The organism is Parasediminibacterium schistidii, assembly GCF_046546515.1.
Lineage (GTDB): Bacteria > Bacteroidota > Bacteroidia > Chitinophagales > Chitinophagaceae > Parasediminibacterium.
Genome location: NZ_JBKHKJ010000053.1, coordinates 1 through 15,257, shown reverse-complemented (window position 1 = coordinate 15,257; position 15,257 = coordinate 1). Strand labels below are relative to the sequence as shown.

Annotated in this window: 14 protein-coding genes; 7 read left to right on the top strand and 7 right to left on the bottom strand. The window is 41.1% G+C overall.

What is annotated here, in order from left to right; translation table 11 throughout:
* Positions 1-740 precede the first annotated feature (740 nt).
* The 3 genes from ACHFIY_RS18500 to ACHFIY_RS18490 all read left to right on the top strand — a co-directional run bounded on the left by ACHFIY_RS18500 (position 741) and on the right by ACHFIY_RS18490 (position 3,546).
* Positions 741-1,409, top strand: coding sequence for a DUF2461 domain-containing protein (locus tag ACHFIY_RS18500; protein ID WP_410847613.1), 669 nt, complete (start codon positions 741-743; stop codon positions 1,407-1,409).
* A gap of 266 nt (positions 1,410-1,675) precedes the next feature.
* Positions 1,676-2,674, top strand: coding sequence for a hypothetical protein (locus ACHFIY_RS18495; protein ID WP_410847612.1), 999 nt, complete (start codon positions 1,676-1,678; stop codon positions 2,672-2,674).
* A gap of 152 nt (positions 2,675-2,826) precedes the next feature.
* Positions 2,827-3,546, top strand: a complete 720-nt coding sequence (locus ACHFIY_RS18490; protein WP_410847611.1) for a PspA/IM30 family protein — start codon at positions 2,827-2,829, stop codon at positions 3,544-3,546.
* Positions 3,547-3,822: 276 nt separating this feature from the next.
* Here the strand turns inward: ACHFIY_RS18490 and ACHFIY_RS18485 are convergent, their stop codons facing one another.
* The 7 genes from ACHFIY_RS18485 to htpG form a co-directional block, all read right to left on the bottom strand.
* Positions 3,823-4,683, bottom strand: a complete 861-nt coding sequence (locus ACHFIY_RS18485) for an AraC family transcriptional regulator (RefSeq protein WP_410847610.1) — start codon at positions 4,681-4,683, stop codon at positions 3,823-3,825.
* 66 nt (positions 4,684-4,749) lie between these two features.
* Positions 4,750-5,688, bottom strand: a complete 939-nt coding sequence (locus ACHFIY_RS18480) for a ribokinase (protein WP_410847609.1) — start codon at positions 5,686-5,688, stop codon at positions 4,750-4,752.
* Positions 5,689-5,732: 44 nt separating this feature from the next.
* Complete coding sequence (locus tag ACHFIY_RS18475) at positions 5,733-6,728, bottom strand: L-rhamnose/proton symporter RhaT (protein WP_410847608.1); 996 nt, start codon at positions 6,726-6,728, stop codon at positions 5,733-5,735.
* A 354-nt stretch (positions 6,729-7,082) separates the two neighbouring features.
* A complete protein-coding gene (locus tag ACHFIY_RS18470) occupies positions 7,083-7,886 on the bottom strand; it encodes a phytanoyl-CoA dioxygenase family protein (protein ID WP_410847607.1) in 804 nt (267 codons plus the stop codon).
* 6 nt (positions 7,887-7,892) lie between these two features.
* Positions 7,893-8,708, bottom strand: a complete 816-nt coding sequence (locus tag ACHFIY_RS18465; protein ID WP_410847606.1) for a sugar phosphate isomerase/epimerase family protein — start codon at positions 8,706-8,708, stop codon at positions 7,893-7,895.
* Between the two features lie 106 nt (positions 8,709-8,814).
* Positions 8,815-9,540: a GntR family transcriptional regulator gene (locus tag ACHFIY_RS18460; RefSeq protein WP_410847605.1), complete on the bottom strand. Its 726-nt coding sequence runs from the start codon at positions 9,538-9,540 to the stop codon at positions 8,815-8,817.
* Between the two features lie 218 nt (positions 9,541-9,758).
* A complete protein-coding gene (gene htpG, locus ACHFIY_RS18455) occupies positions 9,759-11,594 on the bottom strand; it encodes a molecular chaperone HtpG (RefSeq protein ID WP_410847604.1) in 1,836 nt (611 codons plus the stop codon).
* Positions 11,595-11,843: 249 nt separating this feature from the next.
* Between htpG and ACHFIY_RS18450 the strand changes: the two genes are divergently transcribed.
* From ACHFIY_RS18450 to ACHFIY_RS18435, 4 genes are all read left to right on the top strand, one after another.
* Positions 11,844-12,191, top strand: coding sequence for an ArsR/SmtB family transcription factor (locus ACHFIY_RS18450; protein WP_410847603.1), 348 nt, complete (start codon positions 11,844-11,846; stop codon positions 12,189-12,191).
* A complete protein-coding gene (locus ACHFIY_RS18445) occupies positions 12,172-12,633 on the top strand; it encodes an SRPBCC family protein (RefSeq protein ID WP_410847602.1) in 462 nt (153 codons plus the stop codon). Before ACHFIY_RS18450 ends, ACHFIY_RS18445 begins: the two co-directional genes overlap by 20 nt.
* Positions 12,634-12,706: 73 nt before the next feature.
* Positions 12,707-13,276, top strand: a complete 570-nt coding sequence (locus ACHFIY_RS18440) for a dihydrofolate reductase family protein (protein ID WP_410847601.1) — start codon at positions 12,707-12,709, stop codon at positions 13,274-13,276.
* Between the two features lie 92 nt (positions 13,277-13,368).
* A partial coding sequence (locus tag ACHFIY_RS18435) for a TonB-dependent receptor (protein WP_410847600.1) occupies positions 13,369-15,257 on the top strand: 1,889 nt, incomplete at its 3' end.

Below are 15,257 nucleotides of genomic sequence, written 5' to 3'. Positions count from 1 at the left end.
ACTGTTGATTTTCAATGATTTAAAATAAATTGAAATACTAAATAGCTGTTTGTTTTTGTTTTATTTCTACTAAAAAATGACCATTTATTGACTATATAATGACCATATAATGAATATGAATTGACTATAAAACGATCATTGATTTTGCATAAAGGTGAAATCCAAAACCTGCCCCCATCCACTAAAGGGGGGTAATTCCAAAATCTTTCTACATTACCTCCTGCCAACTTTTGGTAAAATTGGCGTGGAAATGTGGGAAATGCAAAAGCAAAATCCTATATGGGGGAAATATTCCCCCATGAGCATCCCAAAATTCCCCCATATAGGAAAGTGATAAGTAAAGGGACAGGGTGATAAAAGGGACTTAGGGGACAAGGGATTGGGATGAATACGATGGCTTGGGTATTTTGTATGTTTTATAGACTTGGTAACTTTTGGAAAGTTACCAAATTAAATAATGCAGTATGCGATGGGCTACACCCATCGCTAGTATATGTCACCCCTTCGGGGCTTTGCTGGCCTATTTTTCCTGCATATTGGTTGCATAAAAGTTTTCGCATGTTTGTAGTTAAACCTCACCCCCAACCCGACCTCATCCCAACCCTCTCCGAAAGGAGAAGGAGCAAGAACAAAGGCGAGTGGCAAAGAGAAAAACTTTTATGTACCGTAGCAATAATTGCGGCTTATTTTCACCAGCAATTCCACATATTTTTACAAGAAAATACAAATATTCAATATAAATGCTGCAAAAAACAACCATTCAGTTTTTAAAAGACTTGAAGCAAAATAACCACAGGGACTGGTTTGAGGCGAACAGGAAAGTATATGAAGCGGCCAAGGCCGATTACCTGCAACTGGTAGGGGAAGTATTGAAAGGCGTTGGCGAAAACGATGGCACGCTTGCCATTTTGCAACCAAAGGAATGTGTATTCCGCATCAACAGGGACGTGCGTTTTAGCAAGGACAAAAGCCCTTATAAAACCAATATGGGCGCAGGCTTTGGCAAGGGCGGCAAGAAAATGATATTGGCAGGTTATTACCTGCACTGCGAGCCGGGCGGCAGTTTTATAGCAGGAGGAATGTGGATGCCACCTGCCCCAGAGTTGAAAAAAATAAGGCAGGAAATAGATTATTGCTTTGAGGAATTTGACGGCATTGTAACCAGCCCATCATTTAAGCAGCAGCTTAGAGCGTTGGAAAACAGCAAAGACATGGTACTATCCCGGCCACCAAAGGGCTATGAGGAAAGCAACCCGGCCATCCAATACTTGAAGTTGAAAAGCTATATTGCTTCTGCAGCTATACCAGATGCGGTGTTGACCAGCAAAGAATTAGTGCCAACGATTGTAGCGGCGTGCAAGGCTGCACAGCCATTGATTTATTTTATCAACAAGGCGTTGGAGGGGTGATTGAAATTAGTTAGCCACAAAGGCACGAAGACACAAAGAGGCACAAAGTTTTGAGGAAAAAGAAAGAAGAACCCTTATTTCTTTCTTAGTGCTACTTCGAGTATTGGTGCCTTCGTGACAAAAGAAGCCTTAAAGCCACGCACTGCCAAATTGGCTTTTATTGGGGTTGGTGTATTTATTGATGCTTGATGTAACAGTTTGTTATTTTATACGTTTTATAACGATAATTAAATATCAAATCATCTAACTTCGACTTAAATTTTTTTATGAAAAAAGCATTCTTTTTTCTTTTTACACTTTGCACTTCTTGTTTATTGGGTTTACATGCTTCGGCACAGGGTAATAATGTAAACATAGAGGCCACTACTTTGCCTGGCTTCAACATTAACAACTTTGCTAACTTGGTAAGGCAGACCAACAACCCATCTGAGCTGGAAAAAGCCATCAACTCGGACAATAACGATATTAACAACCTGGACTTGAATAAGGATGGCATGGTCGATTTCCTGAAGGTAATAGAAGGAGCCAACCAGATACAAGTAATAGATGATGTGGATGCTACCAATGCGGTAACGGTTGCTACGCTGAATTTAAGCCGCAGGAACGATGTAGGAGATGTGCAGATTGTAGGCAGCCCCGTTTATTGTGGACCATATTATACCTACCATTCCAGTTTCCCAATAGCGGAAGTATTATTTTTTTCCTATTTGTTTTCGCCGCATAGGTATTATGTGCCAATGTACCATTATGGCTATTACCCTCCTTATTACAGGCGTTACGGCATCAACAGTTACAGGACGGTTACACATACTTATACAAGGTCAACTACTATATACAGAGGGGGGGCTGGGCGGCCTTCTTCTTTTAGGCCATCGGTAAACAACCGCACTAGTATTAGCAGCCCTGCCAGTTCTCAACGTTCTTTTTCGCCAAGAAATACGGGTTCGACTGTACGCTCGGGAAGCTTTGGCAATAGGCCTGCTACTGCAAGTAGTGGCTCTTTTAGCACTACCCGCCCAGCTACATCAGCTACTTCAACCGCTCCAACTTCAAGGCCATTTCAAAGTTCTGGGAGGTCGTTCTCGTCAGGAAGCAGTTCTCCTACGTCCACCAGTAGGCCTTCTTCTTTTGGGAGCAGCAGGCCGTCAACTACTAATTATAGTAGTGGCAGCAGGCCTTCTGCTTTTGGCAGTGGCAGGTCATATATTAGCGGTAGCAGGAGTGGTTTTGGGAGCAGCAGGAGTGGGTTTGGGAGAAGACACTAGGAAGAATTAGGAATTATAAATTAGGAATTAGGAGTTTTGAGCAAGCATTTATATAATTGAACATGTTTAAAACCCTGAAAGGGTTGAACAATAATAGCCACGGGTGCAACCCGTGGTAGTCAACATTTTAAAAACAAAAAAAACATATACACATGGGACTTTTTGAAAGAATATTCAGGATAGGCAAATCAGAAGTAAATGCAGCGGTTGACAAACTGGAAGACCCTGTAAAACTTGCAGACCAAGTATTGAGGGAACTGCGGGAAAACTACCAGCAAGCCATTCAAGGGCAGGCAGAGGTAAAAGCCATTGCCTTGCAGCACCGGGCAGAAGAACAAAAGGAAAGGGCAAAAGCAAGTGAATGGGAAAACAAAGCCAACGACTTGCTGGACATGGTAGATACTGGCAAACTAGACTCGGCAAAAGGGCATGAATTGGCAGAAAAAGCTGCCGAGGCATACCAGCAGTCAAGCCATCGAGCAGATGAATTTGCAACAATGGCTAATAAAGAAGATCAGGCACTTGATGTAATGTCAACAGCCATCAAGCAATTGAAAGACAAGATAAGCGAGACTGAAAACAAGATTAACTTATTGAAATCACGTGCAAAAACGGCCGCCGTGAGCGAGAAAATTAATAAAACGCTTTCTAATGTAGATACAGATGGGCTAATGAGTACACTGGACAGGATGGATGCAAAGGTAACTGCACAAGAGTTTAGGTCAGAAGCATACGCCGAGGTAAGGGATACTAGCCTTTCAACAGAACAGGAAATCAATAAAATATTGAAAACATCTACTGGCACATCTGCACTAGATGCCATCAGGGCAAAAAGGCTCGAAAACAAGCCCCCAATAATTAGGATAAATTAGGTAGGGAATTTATAGCTATAAAGGTACAAAAACACTAAGAGGCAAGTTTGGTTAATTTGCCACGAAGGCACGAAGACATAAAGCGGCACAAAGATTTAAGGAAGAAGAAAAGAAGAAAATTTATGTTATCAATACCTTCTAACCTTCTTTTTCTTTTTGCTTCGTCTTGTTTTTGTGAGTTTGTGGCTACACAAGCATATTTGATGTGATGAGGAGTAACGAAATATATATAAGGGCGTATGAAATACGCCCCTACTGACGACTTACCACTTATGCCTAGCTCCCCATCCTTTCCTCAAATTGTTTCCTGTATTTTGATGGGGTCATTTTTTTTACCTTTAAGAATTGCTTGTTGAAATTGGCAAGCGTGTTGAACCCGCTTTCGTAGCAGATGGCCTCAATGGTTTTTTGGGTATCTACTATTTGCTTGCAGGCATAGCCAATCCGTATCTCGTTCAAAAAATCTATATATGTTTTTTTTGTGCTTCTCTTGAAATAACTACAAAAAGCAGGCACGCTCATCTGCGCATTCTTTGCTACTTCGCTAAGGTTGACTGGCTCCTGAAAATTGTCGATGGTAAACTGGAAAATTTTATCTATCCGTTCTTTGTACTTGGGGTTAAATTCTTTTACGTCCTGGGTTGATAATGTGGTGTATGCTTGACTATCGCTTGCCATTATTTGCAGGCACTCACAGAGTATCATCAACCTCAGAAAGCCTTTAGCATCTACCAGCTGATTAATCAGTTTTGTTAATTGTTCCTTCGCTTCGCCTTTAATATACAAGCCCCTTGCAGCTGTTTGAAACAGTTGGTTTATTTGCCTGCACTCTGGCAGCTGCAAGAATACCTCACCCCAAAAATCTTCTTTAAAATGCACTACAATGGCACTGGTTACCAAATCGGATGTTGCTTTTTGAAAAGTATGTGGCAGGTTGCTACCCAAGAAAAACATATCGCCTGTTGCAAACTCGCCTACATAGTTGCCAATATAGCTATGACCCTCGCCTTTTATAAACAAAATCAGCTCATACTCTATATGTTGGTGCCAAGGCACTTCAAAGGAGGGCGTGGTGTGCACGTTAGCAACAAAAGAGGTATTCTCGGCTAGGGGCAGTTTTTCTACTAAAGGCTTCATACAAAACTATATTCATCATTTACAGGTAGTAAATATATAGAATAATATAAAATAGTGGTATGTTAGTTACAGCACTTGCACTTGTGAAGCCAAAAAAGCATCTACATCTTCCCTGAAATGATAGGATGATATGGTATCGGGCTTGGTAACCGACAGCCCTCCAACCGCATTGGCAAACGCCAAAGCAGTTATAATATCTTTTCCTTCGGACAAAGCTACTGCAAGCCCAGCATTAAAGCCATCGCCTGCGCCAGTGGTATCTACCACTTCCTGCATCTGAAAACCAGGTATAGCCATGGCAGTAGTGCTGTTGCATAAAAAAACACCTTTTTCCCCTAATGTTACTACTATATTGACGCAGCCAAGTTGCAGCAGTTTCTGGGCGGCCTCTTCATCAGTCAATCCCCCATGTTTTGACAAGCCCAAACATATCCTTGCTTCCGTTTCATTTGGCGTTAGGTAATCTATCATGGAAAGGTCGTAGCCGCTAAGATTTTGTGCGGGTGCTGGGTTTAAAATAACGGTAGCCCCCTTGGCCTTGGCTTTTTTTGCTGCATACAAAGCAGTGTGCAAGGGTATTTCAAGCTGTAGCAGCACCGTGCTGTTTGCAGTAATAATACCTAAGGCCGCATCTATATCCCGCTCGCCAAATTCGTTGATGGCAGCGGTATCAATGGTGATGATGTTATTGCCTTCATCGTCGCAAATAATAAAACCTACGCCAGTTGGCAGGTTGCTGCTTTGAAAAACAAAATCGGCATTTACCTGTTCATTTTTACAAAGGCATATAAAGCCATCGCCATAATTGTCTTGGCCTACCCTGCCCACAAAAAAAGTGCTGGCCCCTAAACGTGCGGCCTGCACCGCTTGGTTGGACCCTTTGCCGCCATGCACTTGACGGAAGTTTTTTGCCATGAGCGTTTCCCCCAAAACAGGCAGCCTTTTGGTGTTCATAACCAATGCCACTAGGTAGCTGCCTATCACAACAATATAATTATTTTCCATAAATTCTTTTTTGCTTTTTCTGATGCTCACCTTATAGTAATTGTTTATAAAAGGTTGCAAAGCCCAATAACTACCACTGCCAAGAAAATAACTGCCAGCCCTTGGTTAAGCCTTGTTTTAGACTTTTGGGATGCACCTTGCCACTCCGATTTTGCAATGCCCCAAAGGTTGCCAATAATGATAGACAAAGAAATGAAAAGAGGCCACCCGATAATGCTGCCCCATGCCCCCAGTTTTATGCTGCTGATGCCATAGAGGTAGAAACTGCCAATCCACATGGCTGCCATTAAAAAGCCCATAAAAATATTCCTTGCAGTTGAAAATTTAAACTGGCCAAAGCTTTTGTTTTTGGTTAGCAAATAAAATGTGTAAACAGCATTTGGCACAAACCCCATGGTAAAAAACAATGCCCAAACAGCATTGCCTGCCATAAAACTGGACGAACCTTGAAGCAAAGCTTCGCTAACAATAGATTTGCCAAACGAAAAGCCGATATTTGGTAAGCAAGACAAAATGCCCGCTGCAACTGCAACAAAGATGCCTGATGTGCTTTTCTGGCTGTTGTTGCCAGGGTTTTCCTTTAGTACATGGGCTTGGGCGCAAAGCATAATGCCTGCCACCACAATAACAGACCCCAAAATTAAAGTGCCGCCCTTTAGCGTGGCCACTTCATTTGAATGGAATACAAGCATAGGGATAACTGCTCCAAAACTGGCAATTAACCCCATGATAATAGGATAACCCAGTGCCATGCCTAGCCGTGCCATTGCAATGCCAAAAAGCACTGCACCAAAACCCCAACACAAACCGAACAGCATTAGCAAAAGCAAATCGCCAACAGGAACAGACCTGTAAACATCAAACAAGTGTGGGATGAATAAAAAAGCAAGCACTAAATTCAACACAACCATCCCTAAAAGCGAGAAGGTTAACCAAGTGTTTTCCCAGTTCCACTGCTTGGTCATTGTCATGGGCAATACAAAACTGCCCTGAAAAAAACCTGCAACCAACAGGATAAGCAAGCCAATCGTTATTTCCATTGTTTTTCATATTTATGTGGTGCAATCGTATAATAAGAATAGGTGGCGAGAATTGGGCAATTTGAATTTGTAGAGAGGTTGCATGCAACCTCTTTACAAAAACTGTAATTACGTTTACATTTTTTATTTTGACAATACTTTCCCGTTACTAATGACCGCATAGGCACATAGGATGAAACTGGAAAATATTCACTTGTCCTTTTTCATTAAGGCCAACATAAATTATTCAAATCGTATTTGTTTTTGTGACCCCTATTTATTCAAAAACCTATGTTGGCCTTATAACCAATACGACATTTTTAAACTTAAAATCTATATGCCTATTGTGCCTATGTGGTGAAAATAACACTATGCCTACCCTTGAACAGCCATTTCAAAGTCTAATATAGCACTACGTGGCACTTTTTTTAGTTCTTCGTAATTGCCGTATTCCCTAACTTTTTTGTATGGCTTATTGGCAACAGTATTGTATGATGCAATAAAACTCCACCTATCAAAATCAGACATATTGCTATCTGAACGGTGCAGCAGGTTGCCATCAAAAATCAAAGCATCGCCCGGCTGCATTTCAATATACTCCAGCTCAAACTTTTTTACCGCTTCGTTTATTTTTTCGTCATCAGCAACCGTTTGGCCATTGATGCGGTCGTGGTTTATCCTCCCAATTTTGTGCGACCCCCTTAATACCTGCAGGCAGCCATTTTCTTTGTTGGCAGCATCAACGGCAACAATGCAACTGTTCATCGTAGGTAGCAGGCAACCATAGTTGTACCAGTAGCCATAGTCCTGGTGCCATTCCCAGGCCCCACCTTCCCTTGCATTTTTAAGAATCATTTTGGCACTGTAAATATAGATTGGTTCCCCAAACAATATTTCCACATTGTCTGTTATGCGTTCGTTCCTAGAGAACATGCCATAAATATCGTCTTCTGGCCTGTCCCACATTTTTAGCTTGGTAAGGTTGCCGCTTTGGTCACCTTTTACCATTATCTCCGTTTCCACCAAATCTTTTTCTGCAATGGAGCGCAATTTTTTTACTTCCTCTCTTGTAAACAATGACTTGATAACTAAAAAGCCATTCTCCCAATAATCTTTTTTGTTTTGGGCACTTAAAAATTGGAAGTCTACACTTTCCACCATTTCTGCTTTTTGTAACATCTTTTTTTAATTTATGAATTGAGTAAACCTTTCTTTTTGGCGGTCGTTCATCCAGTTGCATATTTCCCATAAATCCGACACCGGCTCTCTAGTAAATGGTAATGTATGGTGATAGTCTGGCGGGCCAAACTCCGGCGTGAGGGTGCTGGTTTTAAACTGCTTTTCACGTTGGGCTTGCCATATAATATCCCACCATTTTTCATGTGCGGCCAGGTGCCTGGCATATTCAGGCGCACGGGGGTCTGGTACTTGTGGCCCCTGTTCATAGCCTACCCTGCTGTGCAAGTGGATGCAGTGGTTTGCACAAAGCTGAATAATGTCTATTTCAGAATCTATAATTCTTTCGCATACGCAAACCCAGTGGCTAAAATCGCAGCAGAGCTTTAAATCGTTGTAGGCCAGCAGTAAATCCCTTGTATCCCAAGGGTTGTAAGTAATCCTGCCACGGTGTATTTCGTGGGCTACTGGTATACCCATCTCTTTTTCGTAGGCCAATGCCCTTTCTACAAATTCATTTTTCTGGTCTTTACCCCAACTGTCCTTGCCACTTTGGCTATTGAGTAAAATGGGGTTTAAGGGAAGGGATATTTCTATCAGTTCTTTAAAGGAGGCAATATGCTCATCCACAGTTTCGCCGTAGGTATGTATTTGTGAAATAAACTCAAAATCGTATTCGGTCATTAGTTTTTTGAAAGCATTGTCATGGGCTACTTTAACGCCTTTAAACTCCACCCCATCGTATCCTGCCTTTTTTATGGCAGGGAATACTTCTTCAAAAGGCGACGTGATACCCCATAAATGACGGAACGTTTTTAATTGCATTTTACATACTTATTATAATAAGTCAAAACTAAATAAAATATCTATTCAGACTGAATATTTTTTTTAGCCTTATTATAATAAGCGAATTAAGGATAGTATTTTTTCTTTAAATAAGCCCTTGCAGCAGGTACTTTTCGGTATTTACATATAGCGAGGTATAGATACTAAAATCCTCCCTGTTGGTATCTATCCTCCTTTCTAAACGCAGCACTGGGCTGCTTTGCTTTACTTCCAAGAACCCGCTCTCTTTCTCTTCGGCATTTACTGCCCAAATTTTTTGTTCCCCGCCTTTTATTTCAATTTTATAGCTGTTGTACAATAGTTCATACAAAGACTTATTTTCCAAGTTGCAAGCCAAAAACTTGGGGAGGTTGCTATTGGGTATGTGTAAAAATTCATAAAATACTACCGCATCTGCTACCCTCCTTTGCCGCTCGATGTAAAAGCAGTGGTTCGCCAATTCTTTTTGGGTGGGTGTAAACAACATATTTTTGGGCCAGGACACAATCCTTGGACCATCAATAATCTTGGTAGTCAAATTTTCGGCATTGTTGGTAGAATTGGCTAACCTGCCCTCTATTGACAGGATGCCTAGCCCTTTGGGCAACTCTAGCACAATGCTGCCTTTGCCCTGGTGTTTTTTAATATACCCATCATTCACCAATAATGCCAATGCTTGCCTCACGGTAGGTTGGGTAACTTTATAGGCAAGGTACAATTCGCTTTCGGAGGGCAGTATGTCGCCTGCCTTGTATTTGCCATGGGTTATATCTTTTCTGAGAATTTCATATAACTGGCGGTACTGCGGTATTTTGCTTACTTTATTTGACATTCGCTTTATAATATAGGTGCTTATTTGGGTAAATGTTTAATATAATATAAAAGTAAATGTTCAGGGTTAAATTTACTAGAAACGACATTTTTACGTAACATCATTCTGTGGTTTTCCTTCACCAAAGGTATTGTTTCAACAACGGTACCACAATAAAAAGAGCTGCCTCATACTTTTATGAGACAGCCCCTTCCTTTTTATAAACTATATATTATTTACTATCCTTTCATCAAATCAACACTTCTATGGATGAAGTTGGTTAAGTCGTTTCCTTTTAGTAAACCTTGAGACAATAAAGCCAAATCAGCCAAGTTGCGTATTTGTTTGCCTTGTTTGTCTATATCGCTTTCCTTTAATAGGTTTTGGTAAATAGGGTGGTTGCCGTTAACCGTTAAGGTTACTTCGTCAGGCATTTGGGCATAAAAGGCACCCATGCCACCACTTACAGCACCCATATCTTTCATACGCCTCATAAACTCAGGACGGGTAGCTACCACAGGCTCAGGGTTGTTTACCAAGCCCCTTACTTCTACGCTTACGTTCAAATCGCTGATAGGGAATTCAAACAGCTTCTTCAAGCTTTCTGTTTCTTCTGTTGAAAGAATGCTATCAGAATTTTCTTGCTTGTCAATCAGGTTGTCAACAATATCAGAATCCACACGTACGAAGCTTACATTTTCCCATTTCATTTCCATATGGTTAATGAAAGCAGCATCTACCAACGTTTCAGATTTTACCACTATATAACCCTTGGCTATACAAGCCTGAACATAAGCATCTTGTTGGATAGGGTTGGTGGTATATAAAATGACTGTTTTGCCTTCCTGGTTCTTTTGTAAGGCTTCGGTAGCTGTTTTATATTCTTCTAGCGTGTAGAATTTCTTGTCTTTGGCATCTTCCATTACCAAAAACTTATTGGCTTTTTCCAGGAATTTGTCGTCTGTCATCATGCCATACTTCACGAATAGACCAAGGCTTTCCCATTTGTCTTCAAAAGACTGACGGTCGTTCCTGAAAATTTCGTCTAGCTTGTCAGCTACCTTTTTAGTGATGTGGCTGTTTATTTTGCGCACGTTGGGGTCGCCTTGCAAATAGCTACGGCTTACGTTCAATGGGATATCTGGACTGTCAATCACACCATGCAACAACATTAGGAATTCAGGCACAATGTCTTTTACCTCATCGGTTACAAATACTTGGTTGCTGTATAGTTGAATCTTATCTTTTTGTATTTCGTAGCTCTGTTTTATCTTAGGGAAATACAAAATACCCGTAAGGTTAAATGGATAATCCACATTCAAATGGATCCAGAACAAAGGTGTTTCGCCAAAAGGATACAATTCTTTGTAGAAGGCTTTGTAATCCTCATCTGTCAAATCGCTAGGCTTTTTTGTCCAGATAGGGTTAGGGTTGTTTATTTGTTTAATGTCTTCTTCTTTTGCACCCGCTTCGCTGAAGAAAATAGGTACAGGCAAGAATTTACAGAATTTCTCTAGTATGCGTTTAATACGGTCGGCTTCCAAAAACTCTTTGCTTTCCTCATTTACATACATGATTATTTTAGTGCCACGCTCTTTCTTTTCTACTTCATACAGTTCAAATTCAGGGCTACCATCGCAACTCCAAAATACGGTATCTGCATCGTCTTTGTAAGACTGTGTCAATACTTCTACCTTGTCACTAATCATGAATGAACTGTAGAAGCCCAACCCAAAATGACCAATTATATTGGCATCTTTATATTTCGTCAAGAATTCTTCTGCACCGCTGAAAGCCACTTGGTTCAGGTACTTGTCTACCTCTTCTTTACTCATCCCCACACCCTTGTCCTGCACGGTAAGGGTCTTCTCTTTAGCGTCAAGAATTACATCTATGCGCAACTCACCCAATTCACCTTTAGCCTCACCAATACCAGATAAGGTCTTTATTTTTTGGGAAGCATCCACTGCATTGCTCACCAATTCACGCAAAAAAATCTCGTGGTCGCTGTACAAAAACTTCTTGATAATCGGGAAGATATTTTCCGTTTCTACCCTTATTTGCCCTTTTTGCATATTGTTTATTTCTATTATTTTTTTGAAAAATGGTTGCAGGTAAGCAACAGACTGCTAGGCATCAAACAAGATACCACCTGTTTTTTCCTGCCATCATGGCAAGTATTAAAGCCTAATACTGTCATAAAAGTGCCATACAATTGTAAAGAATTTGCCACGAAGACACAAAGACACACAAATATTTTTTTGTGTAACCAAATAGTTACACATATATTTGTAACCGATTGATTACATTATAAAACAAATACAATGAGGCGAGATGTTTTTCAAGCTATAGCAGACCCAACAAGGCGGGAGATTATTAGCCTGATTTCACACGAGTCGCTCAACCTAAATGCCGTTGCAGAACGGTTCAATATCAGCAGGCCCGCTATTTCCAAGCATATAAAAATATTGACCGAATGTGGGCTTGTCAGGATAAGGCAAGACGGTAGGGAAAGATATTGCGAAGCCAAGCTGGATAAACTAAATGAAATTTCTGTTTGGGTAGAACAATACCGAAAATTCTGGGAATCCAAGCTAGATAGCCTTGAAATTTATTTAAACGAATTACAGTCAAAACCTAAAAACAATACCAATGGCAACGGAAACAAATAAGCCAGACACAAGTGATAGGGAGTTGATTATCTCCCGCACATTGAACGCCCCAGTAGCATTGGTATGGGAGGTATGGACAAACCCAGACCATATAAAAAACTGGTGGGGTCCAAATGGTTTCACCAACACCATTGCTGTAATGGATGTACAGCCGGGTGGTGAATGGGATTTAGTAATGCATGGCCCCGATGGCACGGATTATAATAACAAAAGCATTTTTAAAGAGGTGGTGCAGAATGAACGCATTGTATATGAACATATTTCTGCCCCTAAATTCCTAACCACAATAACTTTTACTGCCGAAGGGGATAAAACCCATTTAAAATGGCATATGCTGTTTGAATCGAAAGAGCAATTTGAACAGGTAGTGAAGGTCTTCAGAGCAGACGAAGGCCTGAAACAAAATATAGAAAAGCTGGAAAAATATTTGGCTGCGCAATGATATTCTTAAGAATGTACTGCTTTAAATAAAACGTTTTACCATACATTATACAAACAATAAAAAATAGAATCAAATGAGAAAAATAATTTCATTTATGCACATATCGCTAGACGGTTTTGTAGCAGGACGAAACGGGGAAATGGACTGGATTAAGGTTGATGAAGAAATTTTTGATTATGTCGGCAAGCGGATAAACGAAGGCGACACAGCATTGTATGGTCGGGTAACTTATCAGATGATGGAAAGTTACTGGCCTACAGCAGCAGACAAGCCGACAGCGAGCAAGCATGACATTGAACATGCGGCGTGGTATAAAAAAGTTCATAAAGTTGTTTTATCAAACACAATGAAAGACGAGGGGCTAGCCAACACAACAATTATCAGCGACAACCTTGCAGACAGGATAAATGAAATAAAACAACAGGGAGATAATGATATCTTGCTTTTTGGTAGCCCGACAGCAACACATTCACTAATGCAACTGAATTTAATAGACGGCTACTGGCTATTTGTAAATCCAATTATTCTTGGGCAAGGCATTCCATTGTTTGTAGATATCAAAGACAAAATAAAGCTACAACTATTGACTACCCGACAATTTACCTGCGGAGTAACTGAACTGAATTATATAGTGGAAAAATAATAACGATAAATCGGCAAGAAGGATTATGATCTGATGGAAAATATACTATACCAACCCTGTAGACTATTACCTTTGCACGGAAATTATTCCGTATGACCCGAACCCATCAGTTAGTTTTCTTATTGGCATTGATACCAATATTTTCCTTTGCACAAAACATATTGGCCAGCGGGCAAGTACAAGATAGTGCTTCAAAAGCCCCGATAGAATTCTGCACTGTCTCCTTGATTGACTGGGAAGGAAAAATAGCAACACAGGTGGTCACAGACAAAAACGGAAAGTTTTCCATTGGCACAAAAGATACAGGCACTTATACAGTAAGCTTTATCTACGTTGGTTGCTACAAAAAAAGCATCCCTAACCTATCCATTACAAAGAAAACAGCGTTGGGTATAATAACCTTGCAACCATTTGCCACTAGGTTACAAGAAGTCGTGGTTAAAGGCCAAGCAAATGCCATGCAACTAAAACCAGACAGGCAGGTGTTTAAAGCCAGCCAGTTCGGCAATGCAACATCAGGCACGGCCGTAGATGTATTGCGAAACTTACCTTCCGTGGCTGTAAATGCGTTAGGGGGTATTACGTTAAGGGGTTCGGATAATTTCCTGGTACTGATTAATGGCAAGCCAACACAAGCAGATGCCAACCTAGTATTATCGCAACTGGCAGCAGGCTCTATTGAAAATGTAGAAGTAATAACCAGCCCATCGGCAAAGTATGACCCAGATGGCAAGGCCGGCATTATCAATATTACCACCAAAAAAGGGACAGATGACGGATGGCTACTTTTGGCAAACGCCATGGGTGGCGCACCTTCCTTTCATGATTACAACAATAGTCGTAGGCCTAGCCGTTATAGTGGAGACATCACTATTGGCTATAAGAAAAACAAATGGGACCTGAACAGCGGTGCCAACTACCTCCGCAACGATGCATCAGGCTCTAGGGAAGGATATGCATATACCTACATCAATGGAACAAAAACCTTATTTCCTTCTACCGGGGAGCGTAGCTTCAAAAGGTACAATTATGCTGCACGATTGTCTGCCAGTTTTGCTGCAGATGCCAACAACAACCTTTCGGCTGGGTTTTATATCGGGCAAAAACACCAGGACAGGGAAGCAGATTTGAATTACAGCAATAGCAAGCAAGACTCTGCCACTGGCAAAACCATTAGCCAAAGCAAGTATTACAATGCCAATAACCAGGCGAGGGAAGGTCAGTTTACCCTAGGAAATATAGATTACACGCACCGTTTCAAAGACAAATCTTCTATTGCGGTTTCGCTCTTGTATGAAGGTGCAGATTTGCACGGTGGCACCACTAATAACAACCTAACCAATGCCACATCAAAAGACACCATACAATTTACCCATAACCTGTACAACAACCCATTGAAGGGCTATAGGGAAAAAATAGATTACCAGCGAAAATGGGGAGCAGGCACACTAGAGGCCGGCTACCAGTACCGCTACGATACGCAGGATGGCAGCTTTGATTATTATACCAAAGTATTAGGTACGGGCAATTATGTACTGGATCCCGCATTCAGCAGTGCCGTAAAAGTGAAAAACGAAATCCATTCCGCATATACACAGTACAGCGTACAGGCCAAAAAATGGTATTACAGTGGGGGTTTACGATATGAATCGGCAGACAGGGAGTTATATTTTGCCGATGTGCAACAACCCAGCTTGTTATTGCATAACTTTTTCCCTTCGGCACAACTCAGGTACACCACCTCAGCGCAGTGGAGATGGAAAGCAGATTATAGCCGAAGGGTAAAACGTACCACAAATTTTGAATTGAACCCATTCCCTGAGAGGGAACATTCAGAAACGATGGAGCAAGGCGATGCCAAATTGCTGCCAGAATTTGTAACCCTTATAGAGGCAGGCTCAGAAAAAACATGGGGCAAAGGCAGTTGGTATGCCACAGGCTATTACCAAAGCACAAAAAACATTATACAGCGGCTAAACAG

What these genes read in the sequence shown, in the direction of transcription:
- ACHFIY_RS18500 (WP_410847613.1), top strand. Translation starts at nt 741, where the DNA reads ATGCTGCAAAAAACAACCATTCAGTTTTTAAAAGACTTGAAGCAAAAT.
- ACHFIY_RS18495 (WP_410847612.1), top strand. Translation starts at nt 1,676, where the DNA reads ATGAAAAAAGCATTCTTTTTTCTTTTTACACTTTGCACTTCTTGTTTA.
- ACHFIY_RS18490 (WP_410847611.1), top strand. Translation starts at nt 2,827, where the DNA reads ATGGGACTTTTTGAAAGAATATTCAGGATAGGCAAATCAGAAGTAAAT.
- ACHFIY_RS18485 (WP_410847610.1), bottom strand. Translation starts at nt 4,683, where the DNA reads ATGAAGCCTTTAGTAGAAAAACTGCCCCTAGCCGAGAATACCTCTTTT.
- ACHFIY_RS18480 (WP_410847609.1), bottom strand. Translation starts at nt 5,688, where the DNA reads ATGGAAAATAATTATATTGTTGTGATAGGCAGCTACCTAGTGGCATTG.
- ACHFIY_RS18475 (WP_410847608.1), bottom strand. Translation starts at nt 6,728, where the DNA reads ATGGAAATAACGATTGGCTTGCTTATCCTGTTGGTTGCAGGTTTTTTT.
- ACHFIY_RS18470 (WP_410847607.1), bottom strand. Translation starts at nt 7,886, where the DNA reads ATGTTACAAAAAGCAGAAATGGTGGAAAGTGTAGACTTCCAATTTTTA.
- ACHFIY_RS18465 (WP_410847606.1), bottom strand. Translation starts at nt 8,708, where the DNA reads ATGCAATTAAAAACGTTCCGTCATTTATGGGGTATCACGTCGCCTTTT.
- ACHFIY_RS18460 (WP_410847605.1), bottom strand. Translation starts at nt 9,540, where the DNA reads ATGTCAAATAAAGTAAGCAAAATACCGCAGTACCGCCAGTTATATGAA.
- htpG (WP_410847604.1), bottom strand. Translation starts at nt 11,594, where the DNA reads ATGCAAAAAGGGCAAATAAGGGTAGAAACGGAAAATATCTTCCCGATT.
- ACHFIY_RS18450 (WP_410847603.1), top strand. Translation starts at nt 11,844, where the DNA reads ATGAGGCGAGATGTTTTTCAAGCTATAGCAGACCCAACAAGGCGGGAG.
- ACHFIY_RS18445 (WP_410847602.1), top strand. Translation starts at nt 12,172, where the DNA reads ATGGCAACGGAAACAAATAAGCCAGACACAAGTGATAGGGAGTTGATT.
- ACHFIY_RS18440 (WP_410847601.1), top strand. Translation starts at nt 12,707, where the DNA reads ATGAGAAAAATAATTTCATTTATGCACATATCGCTAGACGGTTTTGTA.